Annotated in this window: 15 protein-coding genes; 11 read left to right on the top strand and 4 right to left on the bottom strand. The window is 27.0% G+C overall.

Going from position 1 to position 12967, the window contains the following annotated elements:
* Window positions 1-17: 17 nt before the first annotated feature.
* Complete coding sequence (locus NHF47_RS07040) at window positions 18-248, bottom strand: hypothetical protein (RefSeq protein ID WP_252764259.1); 231 nt, start codon at window positions 246-248, stop codon at window positions 18-20.
* A 139-nt stretch (window positions 249-387) separates the two neighbouring features.
* Between NHF47_RS07040 and NHF47_RS07035 the strand changes: the two genes are divergently transcribed.
* From NHF47_RS07035 to NHF47_RS07025, 3 genes are all read left to right on the top strand, one after another.
* Window positions 388-873: a helix-turn-helix domain-containing protein gene (locus tag NHF47_RS07035; RefSeq protein WP_252764258.1), complete on the top strand. Its 486-nt coding sequence runs from the start codon at window positions 388-390 to the stop codon at window positions 871-873.
* A gap of 48 nt (window positions 874-921) precedes the next feature.
* Window positions 922-1797: a DUF5677 domain-containing protein gene (locus NHF47_RS07030; protein ID WP_252764257.1), complete on the top strand. Its 876-nt coding sequence runs from the start codon at window positions 922-924 to the stop codon at window positions 1795-1797.
* Window positions 1798-1935: 138 nt separating this feature from the next.
* Complete coding sequence (locus tag NHF47_RS07025) at window positions 1936-3960, top strand: hypothetical protein (RefSeq protein WP_252764256.1); 2025 nt, start codon at window positions 1936-1938, stop codon at window positions 3958-3960.
* A gap of 63 nt (window positions 3961-4023) precedes the next feature.
* Here the strand turns inward: NHF47_RS07025 and NHF47_RS07020 are convergent, their stop codons facing one another.
* The 3 genes from NHF47_RS07020 to NHF47_RS07010 are packed head-to-tail and all read right to left on the bottom strand — an operon-like array spanning window position 4024 to window position 4798.
* Window positions 4024-4224, bottom strand: a complete 201-nt coding sequence (locus tag NHF47_RS07020; RefSeq protein WP_252764255.1) for a hypothetical protein — start codon at window positions 4222-4224, stop codon at window positions 4024-4026.
* Entirely contained in the window at window positions 4214-4636 is a 423-nt protein-coding gene (locus tag NHF47_RS07015; RefSeq protein WP_252764254.1) for a hypothetical protein, read from the bottom strand. Before NHF47_RS07015 ends, NHF47_RS07020 begins: the two co-directional genes overlap by 11 nt.
* Window positions 4637-4642: 6 nt before the next feature.
* On the bottom strand, window positions 4643-4798 hold the full coding sequence (locus NHF47_RS07010) for a hypothetical protein (protein WP_252764253.1): 156 nt from the start codon (window positions 4796-4798) through the stop codon (window positions 4643-4645).
* Between the two features lie 353 nt (window positions 4799-5151).
* Between NHF47_RS07010 and NHF47_RS07005 the strand changes: the two genes are divergently transcribed.
* The 8 genes from NHF47_RS07005 to NHF47_RS06970 all read left to right on the top strand — a co-directional run bounded on the left by NHF47_RS07005 (window position 5152) and on the right by NHF47_RS06970 (window position 12865).
* Window positions 5152-7077 (top strand): AAA family ATPase, encoded by a 1926-nt coding sequence (locus NHF47_RS07005; RefSeq protein WP_252764252.1) that lies wholly within the window; start codon window positions 5152-5154, stop codon window positions 7075-7077.
* Window positions 7078-7335: 258 nt separating this feature from the next.
* Window positions 7336-8019, top strand: a complete 684-nt coding sequence (locus tag NHF47_RS07000; protein ID WP_252764251.1) for a hypothetical protein — start codon at window positions 7336-7338, stop codon at window positions 8017-8019.
* Between the two features lie 221 nt (window positions 8020-8240).
* Window positions 8241-9059, top strand: a complete 819-nt coding sequence (locus tag NHF47_RS06995) for an alpha/beta hydrolase (protein ID WP_252764250.1) — start codon at window positions 8241-8243, stop codon at window positions 9057-9059.
* 44 nt (window positions 9060-9103) lie between these two features.
* On the top strand, window positions 9104-9901 hold the full coding sequence (locus NHF47_RS06990) for a hypothetical protein (RefSeq protein WP_252764249.1): 798 nt from the start codon (window positions 9104-9106) through the stop codon (window positions 9899-9901).
* Between the two features lie 11 nt (window positions 9902-9912).
* The gene (locus tag NHF47_RS06985) at window positions 9913-10407 is read left to right on the top strand and encodes a hypothetical protein (protein ID WP_252764248.1); all 495 of its coding nucleotides are present in this window, start codon (window positions 9913-9915) and stop codon (window positions 10405-10407) included.
* A 200-nt stretch (window positions 10408-10607) separates the two neighbouring features.
* Entirely contained in the window at window positions 10608-11354 is a 747-nt protein-coding gene (locus NHF47_RS06980) for a phosphatase PAP2 family protein (RefSeq protein WP_252764247.1), read from the top strand.
* Between the two features lie 320 nt (window positions 11355-11674).
* Window positions 11675-12319, top strand: a complete 645-nt coding sequence (locus NHF47_RS06975; protein ID WP_252764246.1) for a VOC family protein — start codon at window positions 11675-11677, stop codon at window positions 12317-12319.
* A gap of 93 nt (window positions 12320-12412) precedes the next feature.
* Complete coding sequence (locus tag NHF47_RS06970) at window positions 12413-12865, top strand: hypothetical protein (RefSeq protein ID WP_252764245.1); 453 nt, start codon at window positions 12413-12415, stop codon at window positions 12863-12865.
* Window positions 12866-12967 lie beyond the last annotated feature (102 nt).

Below are 12967 nucleotides of genomic sequence, written 5' to 3'. Positions count from 1 at the left end.
TGTGATTTAAGGTTCATTTATGGGTTGTGTTTATCATTTATAGTATTTATTTCTACTTCTTCCTCGTTTGGCACAGTTTTAGTTTTGGTTCTAGGATAAATAATTTTATCTATTGCATGAACGCTTAAACCAAACTCCGTAGCAGTTACTGAAAGAGCCTCATTCCCTCTTCCAGTAATCTTTTTCAGTTCCTCATAACGAGATTTAATTTTCTCATCCCTCTCTTTTTTAAAATCTGCTACAGTCATTATTTTTTCGTATTTTGATACGACAATATTACGTATATTTTTTGATACATCGCATTTTTTACGATAAAAATATCATAAAAAATACGTTAATATTTTTAAGTAATTGATAATCAGAATTTTAAATAATCGTATTTTTTACATGAAAAACTATATTTCTGAAAATATTTCTTATTTAGTTACAAAAATGAGAGGTTCTCAAGATGATTTAGGTTCTATTTTTGACCTAAAAAGAGGAACTATTAACACATATATTTCTAAAAAAGCGCAACCTAAAATTGAAACAATTCAAAAAATTTGCGATTACTTTGAAATCTCAATTGATGCTTTCATAAATACATCTTTAGAAGAAAATGATGGTGGTAAAATCACTAAAAAAGATACAACGTTAAACGATGTAAATACAGGTGGTAATGAGCAATTCGCTAAAGAATTACAATTACGTGATGATTTAATTGCATTCTATAAAGAAAAAGTAGAACGATTAGAAAAAAGTAATTCGGAAAATGAAAATGAGGATATGTTGTTTAAAATGGTAAAAGAAATTCACCACATTACACTAAGAAACGATATCAAACAATCGATAAGCGATTCGACAAAAAAGGATTTACCCGAGAAATCTGTCTAAAGATTAATTTAGAAATATAAAAAAAAAAACTTCGTATATACTCCCAAAATGGGGTTGATTGGTGCTAGTTGTAGCGCAAATATACTAGTTACCAGTAATTTGACAAAACCGATGACAAATGAAAAAAATAATGAACTTTTAGAGTTAACTGAATCTTATAAACGGTTCACCAAATTTGTTATTTTGACATTTGACCAGAGTAGTTTAGATACAAAAAATCAAATCTTAAGAAATTTTATAGCTAAATCACATTCTCTGATTAACAGCATTTCTCTTTTATTAAAAGAAGAACAAGAAGGAGAAGCAATGGCTCTATACAGACTTTTAATCGAAAGATATTTTTATCTTGAATATTTACATAAAACCAATTCTTATCAGGCATTTAAAGATTGGTCTTTTATTAAAACATTTGAGTCGAGGAATAAAATGAGAAGTAACTCGGAATTTAACAGTCCAAAAACCAAAGAATATTTAGTTGATAGCAAAGAACAAGTAAAAAAATATCAAGCTCTGAAAAAGGAAAAAAACCAATGGATTGAGCCCAAAATAGAAAACTTTGCAAAGGAAATTGACTTTTCTTTTCTATACAGTTTAGGCTATGATTTAGGTTCATCTTTCGTTCATCCAAGAGCTGATGAAGGATATTGGGACGCTTTAAGAATAGTGAAAAACGAAAGAATGGTTGAATTCAAAAAAAATAATATTCTTCGGAACTCAATATTATTAGCAAATGGAATGTTAATCAACGCATCTAATCGCTCTGATTTTGAGTTTGGAGAATATTTAAATTTTTACTGTAATTCAATTTTTGATTATTTAGTTGAGGACAAAGAATTACCGAACTTAAAAGATATAGAAAAAATTTTCTTTGCGAATATGATTGCGAAAATAAAAAAAACTACTGTTAACAATGGTTACAAGTAATAGCTAGTTCAGTGTTATTCCTAAAATTTTCCGAATTTTCTAAAATAAGTTTATATTTGTTATGGTTTGGTATTTGTTTACACCACTTCTTGTAGCGAAAAAACGTTGCCCACAATACTGAAAAAAGAACTATAAATAATGATTGTACCTGTTGAAAATATTGTTGAAACTGTTGATTTAACAGCTGATGATGTTCTATTACCAATGATGGAATGTATAGTAAATTCTGTTATTAGCTTGCAACAATCGGACAAACCAAATGATGAAAAAAATATTCAAGTAAAAATCATTCGTGGTAGTTCACCAAAACAAGCAAACTTCGAAAATATAAGAACTATTGATAGCATTGTCATTACTGATAATGGAATTGGATTCAACGAGAAGAATTACAAATCATTTGAAACACCTTTCTCAAAAATAAATAAAGAATTCGGCTGTAAAGGCATTGGTAGATTTACAGTTTTAGCCGCATTTGAAAATTTAAAAGTAAAAAGTAACTATTTTGAAAATGGAGGTTGGCATTATAGAGAATTTGAATTTAACTCAAATGACGAACTCAAACCAATAAAATCCGAGATTTCTGACAAACAAGAATCAAAAACAACTGTTGAATTAAGTAATTGCTTTAATGAAATTATTAAAGAAAAATCTTCTTTATCATTAATTCAGATATCAGAAAAAATTATGGAACATTGTTTAATTTATTATCTCAATGATTCCTTACCAAGTATTGTCGTTTATGATGAAGAAGGCAGAGAAGCAGAATATATAAATGACCTTTTTGCAAGAGTTTCAAAAGAAAAAGAAAGAACATTTACTGTAAAAAATCATCCTTTTAAAATTTACATTACTAAAACGCCAAAAGAAGGAAACAGAAAGAACAATTACGTTTATTATTGTGCTAATTCACGAGTAGTTGGTAATCCAAAAAACATTAAAAATTTCAATAGCCTATTCAATTATCCAATTTCTAAAAACGGTAGTTTATATTTTTTAGATGTATATGTAGTGTCGGAATTTTTAAATCAAAAAGCGTTTAGCGCTAGAAACGGGTTTAATATTCCAAAAGAAAACGAAAATCTACTTTTTAACAATTCAGAACAGGTTACATTTCAAGATATTGAAGAAAAACTAACAGAAGTTTTAGAAGATGAATATGATCAATTTGTAAAAGACTCTAAAATTAAAAGTCAAAAGCAAATAGAAAATTACATAATTGACAATGCACCTAGATACAGGAGTTTTTTAAAAAATCCTGCAATTTTAGATTCTATTCCACCAAATCTTTCAGAAGATAAACTTGAGGAACATCTATATAGGATTTCATATTCGGCACGTAAAAAAGTTGAAAATCATATTGAAAAATTCATTTCAGAAAAACACATTAGTGAAGAATCAATTGAGAAAATAAAAGATGATATAAGAGAAAAAACTGCATACGACATTGACAGTTTAGCAGATTATATGACAAGACGTAAAGCAATAATCCAATTGTTCGAGAAATTTTTAGATGCTGATGAAGAAGGTAGATATAAACTTGAGGAAGATGTTCACAACATAATTTTTCCAATGGGTTTAACCAATGACCAAACCTCATACGAGAACCATAATCTATGGTTATTGGACGAAAGGTTTATTAATTATAAGTTTATCGCTTCAGATAAATCAATAACATCATTTTCACAAAAGAAAAGTAGTAAAGAACCTGATTTACTTTTGACTGATAATCCTGGAATGTTTGATAATCCAATTAGTTTTGGAAATAGAAGTGCAGGAGAAGTCAATTCAATGGTGATTTTTGAGTTTAAGCGTCCAGGAGAAATTGCTCATCAGAAAAGCAAAGGAGATTATAGATGGCAATTCTCTGATTTAGTGGAACCCTATTTTGATGAATTTCTTTACAAACAAGACAAAAAAAATTATAAAGGAAATCACGTAATAATAACGGAAAATACTCCAAAATTTGGATTCATAGTTTTAGACGTAATTCCACCACTTTTAGCGAAATTTAACGAAGGAAAAGGATGGAAGAAAACGCCATTTGGGACTTATTACAAAATTCAGTCTGAATTGAATATGCATATTGAAGTTATGACGTTTAGAAAATTATTAGATATAGCCCAAAACAGACATAGTGCTTTTTTTGACAAACTTTTCGCATAAAAAGAAAAGTACTGTAGGTAACAACCTATATAAAAAAAGCTGTTTTACAACAGCCTTTTCCATTTAAAATTCAATCTTAGTAATAAAGTCATCTAGAAAATCATTTGGTCTCTTAGAGTCCAATTCATCTAGTTTGTTTTTAATTTCAAAAAATATTTTATCCGCTTCAATTTTAGATATAACACCATCCTTTAAATCTCTTATTGTACTAAGAGTTAAAGAGTGTAAAATCGACAATTCAGCATTGATGTTTTTATTTTTCATCTTTGTGAATTGCAATTTTTAAATCAAGTAAAGCTTCAAGAACATTCACCTTGTTTTTATAATAATTTTCCTTTTTGATAAATCGATCTACAAAAATGATAAATACAACAAAACTGATACAAACTGCTGCTGCATAGTACCAGGAATAACCCATGTCATCTTTATCTGAGCTTAACACCCAAAAAAGGTTTGCAGAATAGACAAAAATTGGAAAAATATAACTAGATCTTAAAGGTTTGAAATTAGCACCAATTGCTAGGATAATTGGAGACAAGGTTGTGGTAAATGCATAAATAAAATTAGTGGTAGAATTGTATTCAAAATTATAATCCAATTCAATTCCTAATTTATCAGTATATGTTATTAATGCAGATAGGATCACTAAAATGGTTCCAAATGATCTTTCTTTCATAGATTTCTAATTTCTTGGAGGAACGATAGTACCATCTTTTGTTCTTGGTGTACCGTCCTCATTTAAAGATTCATCAATAACTGTTGAATCTTCACCGCCTTTAACTGTTTTTAAATGTTTGTTGATTAACTTTTGAGACTGAAAAGTGTCCAATTTTTTCATAATAAAATGTTTTTAAATTAATTATACCATAAAAGTACTTAATTCGTAAAAACAAGAAACAAACACCAACAAAGTAAAAGAATTTATTTGTTAAAATGTTTACATAAAAAATATAGATTTTGTTAAAATATACGTATAAATACGTACATAATATAGGTAAAAATACGTATTTATACGTATTGCAGAGTTAAATAAAATAGGTTAGATTTGAAAGGAAGAAAAAAAGTTAAAAAACACATTTTACTAGACTCATCTAAAATTTGTGTATAGGCATAACGATTTCATACTTATACACAAATTAGCAGACACATTACCTCGAATAAGTATTCTAACATTAAAAACATACTATATAAATGATAATAGGAGTAATATTAAAATACATAAAAACATATCAAGGAATTAATTATATTCCTATTACATCAAAAGATAAATTCTGTGGTTTAGTCGGTAATAATGGAATTGGTAAAAGTACTGTTTTAGAAGCTTTTGACTGTTTGTTTAATGATAAAACATGGAATTTAAATGTAACAACAAAAAGAAGTGGACTCATTGTTACTAATCCTTCTATAGTACCTATTTTTTTAATTCATAAATCAAAAATAACTGTAAATTCTGAAATAGCTGAAACATATAGTAATGTAATTTGGAATATCCCAGAAACTGAAATTGCAAATATTAATAGACCTCATTTTAAAGAATTTACAAACCAAAGAACAGCTTTAATTCAAAATTTTAATATTGATGAATATTACTTATTACCGTTAGGTGTTGATTACAATTTAAATGTTAATATTAGTTTTTTCAATTCAAACATAATTACTAGAACATTATTTCCTGAATTAGATCATGAAAAAACTACATTAGATGAAACTGAACTAAATATTTTGAAGCCATTATTTTTAGAAATTAAGGCTCTTTACCAATATATTTACATTCCAAAAGATATTGATCCAACAACATTTACAAAACTTGAAACTAAAGAAATTCAAGCTTTAATGGGCGAAACCCTATTACAAGTTTTAGAAGAAAGAGTCCCAAATAAACAAATTACTGAGATTAATAAAAGTCTTAATGATTTTTTAGGTGGATTATCACATGAATTAGAAGATTATTCATTTCGAACACCAACAGACAGACAACAAAACTTAAGAAAAACTGACATATATAATTTAATAATAGAAGCTTTTTTCAACATTCGAAAACTACATAAAAAGCAAGGAGACAATTGGCTTGAAATTGGAGACTTAAGTAGTGGAGAAAAGCAAAAAGCAATTATAGAAGTTACACATAACTTAATAAAAAATCATAGAGATAATAGTGATAACCTAATTATTGCAGTAGATGAACCTGAAAGTTCACTACATATTTCTGCATGTTTTGACCATTTTATGAAAATGTATGAAATTGCAGAATCAACACATCAATTTTTATTCTCAACTCATTGGTATGGTTTTTTGCCAATAATAGAAAAATGTAGTGTAACTGCAATAACAAAAAAAGATGGTGACCATCTTTTTGATTTAGTAAGTTTAGAAAATTATAGAGAAGCTATAAAACAACAGAACAGAACATCAAAAGGGAAACTTCCATATGATTTAAGACTTAAAAGTTTAAATGATTTTATCCAATCGATTGTCTCTTCAATACTTGATGAAGAACCTTTCAATTGGATAATTTGTGAAGGTAGCTCAGAAAAAATATATTTCGACTTTTATTTTCATGAATTAAAAGTTTATAACAGACTGAGAATTATTCCTGTAGGTGGTGCTAATGAAATAAAACGTATATATGAACATTTAAGTGTTTCTATTGATGAATTTAAAAAAGACTTAAATGGGAAAATAGCATTTATTTGTGATACCGACTCTGAATTAGTAGAATTTGAATCAACAAATACAAAAAATGTTTTAGTAAAAAGATTGGTTAATATTAATAATGACACAAAACTTATCAATATTAGTTCAAACCCAAAAGCACCACCTACTGAAATTGAAGATTCTTTAAATGGCAAAGCCTTTAACAATACTTTGAAATTATATAAGGAATATTATCCTGAATTATTAGATTTTGTTAATCTGGAAGAAGACAAACAAGAAATTCCTTCTTATTTTGCAATGGATTTGGCACCTAGCTTATATAAAAATTTATTAGCTTTTTTTGATTCAGATAACAATAAATATGATTTTGCTAATAGTTATATAAAGGAACTAGAAAAAGAAGAATATGCAATACCGAATTGGATTATCGAAATACAAGAATTTTTCTTAAATGAAAAATAGCAACGTATGAAAACAGTGGTTAAAGCAAATGACTTGGTCAAGAATTTCCCGATTACGAATTCTATGATAAAAAACAAGTAAAATTAATTAAAAATCATTACTGTAAACTGTATTTAAAAAGCAAGCATGTATTGTATTTTAGCGTAAAACAAAATTCATAGTTGCGGATTACCTGTTTATGAAATCAGGGATTATCAAATATTGAAGTGAGCACTGAAAAATAATAGATATTTTTTTAAAGAAATCTAAAATTAAACTATGAAATATAAACTTATAATATCGACTATAATATACTTAATAATAATATCTTTATTGATAAATCAAAGCTATTTTAATAATAATGCTATTAAAGATGTTGCTTTAATAACAAGTTCTTTTGTAACATTAGTAATAGCTCTTTTACTTTATGATAGATATAATTACAGAAAACTTATTTTTGAGAAAAAACTAGATATTGTTTTACAATTGCTGTTAACTTTAAAAAATACAAGAATTCAAATAAGTTATAGAAATTTTGAAAAAGAGTCAAGATTTCTTGGTAATATTTCTGTTGATAGAATTGAAATAAATAGATTTTTAAACAATCAATATTTCAATATTCAATCTAAAGTTATTTTTGAAGCATTAGAAATACAAAATTATCTTGATGAAATTATGAGATTTAAAACAAATCCATTCATGCCAAAAGAAATAGTGGAAAGGCTAGAATTTTTATCAATAATATACTTTGAAGGTGTTGAAAATAAACTTGATTATCAAAATGAATATGTTAAACTATCTATAAATAAAAATGCTAAAAACTTTAAAGATTTAAAAGATTGGTATAAACCTGCAAAAGATATATCTTTTGCAGAATTTATTAGCAATTACCTTAAAGTTCTTATTGAAATAGAAAAGTGGATAAATAAACATTCAAATACTGAATCAAAATTAAATCTATAAATGTGGTAATTATTTAAAATATAAAGTAAAGGCGGATTTGCAATCCGTGCCTAATTAAAAACGTATTGCAATCCAAAAATGAAAAGATTATATTTGAGGAATAATAAACTTCTTATGTATTTACATTTGTTAGACTGGTGCTACTTTAAGATATATCAACCTAAGTTCAACTTCAGCTTAAAACAAAAGCGTTCAAAACAGTAACAGATAAAACAAAAAACATGAAATTCATTTATTACAACTTATTTTTTATACTTGTAACACTTTCAAGTTGTTCCAATGCATCACAACCAAACGACCCAATACCAGAACATGAAACTTTTAAAATTCAATCTAAACAGGTTGGAGAAGAAAGAATAATCAATGTTTGGACACCCAAAAATTACAAAACAAATACAGATTCGTTACCTGTAATGTATATGGCAGATGGTGGAATAAATGAAGACTTTCCACATATTGCAAATACTTTGGCTAAACTGATAAAAGAGAAAAAAATTAAACCGTTACTTCTTGTAGGAATTGAAAACACACAAAGAAGAAGAGATTTGACAGGTTTTACGGAAGTAGAAAAAGATAAAGAAATCGCACCAATTGTGGGTGGTTCAGAAAAATTTAGAGCATTCATTAAAGAAGAACTTTTTCCTGAAATTGAGAAAAGATACAGAGTAACATCTGAAAAAAGTATTATTGGAGAATCTGCATCGGGACTTTTTGTAATGGAAACGTTTTTTTTAACACCTGAAATGTTTGACAATTACATTGCTTTTGACCCTTCTTTGTGGTGGAACAACCATTATTTAGTAAGAACTGCAAAAGAGCATTTAGCAAAATTTCCACCAACTGAAAAGCGTATATGGTTTGCAGGTTCAAACGCAGAAGATATTGCACCATTCACCAAAGAACTGGCTGACATTTTTAAAGCTACAAACATAGTAAACTTGAAATGGAAATTTTCTGACGAACCAAAAGAAAAACATACGACAATTTTTAGAGCTACAAAGGAAAAAGCAATTATTTGGACACTAAACAAAAGGGAATAAAAGTAACCTAATTATAACTAGATTATAATAACTATTAATTTAAAATGATAGGATTAGAAGAAGTTGAGATTTGGAAGAAATTGAGTAGTCCGTTTGGCAACTCTGAAGAGATACCACAACTACTACTCCAACTTTCCAAAACACTTGATAAAAAAATTGCAGATGAAATTATATGGGAATATGTATACCATCAAGGTTCAGTATATGAAAACACACTTGCCACAGTTCCTCATTTACTAAAAATAATTGAAAGTTCGAATAATCTTGAATTTAACCTCGATGTCATAGCGTCTCTTGGAGTGGTCTTAATAGATCTTGACAACGATTCCTATTTAAAACAAATATTTCAAGATAATAGTCTGGATGAAAATGAAAAAAATAGAATCCAATCGGCATTCATGAACTCAATAGAGACATTTAAAAAGTTAGTAATTCATAATTTACAAAACACTAATGTTTTAGATGAGGAGTCTAAGAGATTTTATTTAATATCATTTTTGGTTACAGAAAAGAGGCATAAAGAAGCTGATATATTTAAAACATTTAGTTCAAATGACGAATATATTTTTGTTTGTCCAAATTGCGAAGAGGAAACTTTTTTATGGAATGAAGAAGGTATTTTAAATGCATATAGTCAAGATCCAGTTACTAACAAAAATCAGAAAAAATTAAAAATCGATTTAAATACATCTAATATAAATCTTGAATGGCTTGAAAAACCAATTAAAACTATAAATATAAATTCTTTAAAACCATTAGTTCCTTATTTTAAAGGCGATATAGAATGTCACAATTGTAATAAAAAATCTAATGTATTAGACGGAATAATGAATAGTATATAAAAAATTAGAATATGAAATCCTTTGCTTTACTTCTATTTATGAGTTTATCCTTTATTTGTTTTAGTCAAACTAAAGATGAAACCTACCTAGCCAAATATGAAATTAAAAAAGAATCAATCTCAGAATTAACTTTTAAAAATAAAGCTGCTTTCGATAATTTTATTCAAGCCTTTGAGGATAAAAAAGGGTTTGAGTTACCCAAGTTTTTAATTATTGATCATTCAGGCAAATTACTAAAACACAATCTTGATGTGTTAATTAGCGAATGTGGAAAAGGAGATGTAAATAATTTAAAAAAACGATATCAAAAAAATCTACCTGATTTAGAAAAATTAAATGAATATTTTAATGAGCGACTAGAAATCCCAAATGGAAATGATTTCATTGTAGTATTTATTTGGCATGAAGCAATGGATAAATACAATAAACATACTTTTGAAACTTATAAAACTTGGAAAGAAAACGAAAACATTACATTTTATTTTTTAAATCTTGAATATAAATAGTAGATTCAACAATATAAATACCACCTCCTATTCTTTACATTTTATTAGTATTATACGTATAAATACGTACAAAAGACAGCTAAAAATACGTATAAATACGTATTGCATTTAAAAATGAAATAATTTATATTTGAGAAAATAATCAGTTACGATCAATTAGTTTTGGCTATTTAAAAATCAATATATTTAATAGAAATTCAGTGAAAAAAACAGTCTTATTTATACTCTTATTCTTTAACCTCTTTATTAATGCTCAAATAAATCAAAATGATACAATTCCAAAAAACAAGAATGTAAAGTTTAAATATGATGCTTTAATAATTCCTTCAGTGTTAATTGGGTTTGGTTTTGTAGGTTTGGAGAGTCATTCTATTAAAGACTTAAATTCCGACACAAAAAATGAACTTGGAGAACATATTGATGAAAAAATAACTATTGATGATTTTTCACAATATCTGCCTTTTGTTTCAGTTTATGCTCTTAATGCTGCAGGCATTAAAGGCAAAAATAATTTTAAAGATAGAACCATAATTTTAGCCACTTCTTATCTAATTATGGGTGGAACAGTTAACCTAGTAAAGATGACTGGAAATGAAATGAGACCAGATGGAACTTCAAATAATTCATTTCCTTCAGGACATACTGCTACTGCGTTTATGGGTGCTGAATTTTTATATCAGGAATATAAAGATGTTTCTGTTTGGTATGGAATAACTGGATATGTTGTTGCGACAGGAACAGGCTTGTTTAGAATGTATAATAATAGACATTGGCTTACTGATGTTTCTGCTGGAGCAGGAATAGGTATTCTAAGCACCAAAATTGCTTATTGGCTACATCCAATCATAAAAAGGCACATATTTAAAGATTCAGATAAATTAAGCGGTGTTATTGTTCCAACATATAATGGGGGAAAGATTGGTATGGGAATGGCAATAAGGTTTTAATAAATAAGGCTCCAAAAGGAGCCTTAATAAAAGTGAATTATCTAACCACAATGATAATCTTGGTCTCGTTATTTGGTTAACAGCCTAAATTAGCATCTATTTAAATAGTCTCGTCTAAAAATCTATAAACTTATTCCCTTTTTATTGCCCTAAATATTTTTAAGGAATAAGTATGGTTAAGATATGGGACACTTTTTAAATCAAACTTCAACTATCTGCTTATCAAATATATAAAAAAAATTAATTTGATGTTGTAAAATAAAATTTATATTTGTTAGAATAGCAAATGAATATCATTTTCAAAACGATAATATAAAAACATGAATGTAGATCATATCTTTATTTTTACAGATGATAATGGAAAAGTTGCTGATGAATTAGTAGCGTTTGGTTTCATCGAAGGCAGTAGTAGAGTTCATGTTGGCCAAGGGACTACAAATCGTAAATTTTATTTTGAAAATTTCTTTTTGGAAATTCTATGGGTACATAGTAAAGAAGAATTAAACAGTAAAAACACTAAAACAACTGGACTTTGGCAACGAGCTGAATTCAAAAATAATGATTTTTCACCGTTTGGACTTTGCATTGTTAATTCAGATGAAACTGATACTCTCTTTGAAAATTCATTCGTATACCAACCTGATTATTTTCCAGTTGGAATGGGGATAGATATTATTAAAAACGAAGACCAACCTAGCTTACCATGGACTTTTAGATTGCCTTTTAAAGGATTTAAGAAAAATGAAAACGAACCAATAAATCATAAAAATAAAATTGGTATTCTGACTAAAATAGTTTTTGAATATCTAGGAAATCCTGAAAATCCTTTTTTAGACTATTTCAAAAATGAAAATAAAATAGAATTCATTCATTCTTCTAAACTATGGCTAAAACTAATTTTTGATAATGGAAAGCAAGGTAAAAAACAAGTTTTTGACAAAATCAGTTTAACAATTGAATATTAGCATAAAAAAACGAATTACATATAACTAAACTTTAACAGTTGTATAGCCACCTTTTTAATTACTTTTATCTCAGTTAATTTTTTATAGATTATTATGAAAAAACTGTACCCAATTTTAATTATAATTCTATTAATAACTTGCTCTTGCAACAAAACACCTGAGAATAAAAAAGTATACAAATTTGAAATTATTGGAAAGAGTGATACTATTTTATTTAAAGTAAATAAATCGGGAGAAATATTTTCAAAAGAACTATTAATTGGGAAATTTGAAAACAACAATACTTTAAAAGATAACAGCAATTTTATCCTATTTAATGTAGAGGATGGTTTTCTTTACGATTACAACCATAACCAAATTGGAGAAATTGATAAAAATGGTAAATTAGAAAACAAAAATTACACTTTAGAGTGGAATAAAAAAGGTGAATTTATAAAAGACGGTAAAAAATCAGGGATTTTTTTAAAACCGGCACATAAAATTCTTTTTAAACCTGCGACTATGCTTCTTTATAGTTACTTAGAGTATGATGTAACTAAAAACTAAATTGTATTAAAATATTACGTTTTTATCAAATTAAACTTATTTTGTCCTTTATTACGTATAAATACGTACAAAAAATTGTTCAAAATACGTATTTATACGTAT

Source organism: Flavobacterium sp. NRK F7 (assembly GCF_024054195.1).
GTDB lineage: Bacteria > Bacteroidota > Bacteroidia > Flavobacteriales > Flavobacteriaceae > Flavobacterium.
This window is presented reverse-complemented; position numbering and strand designations above follow the sequence as displayed.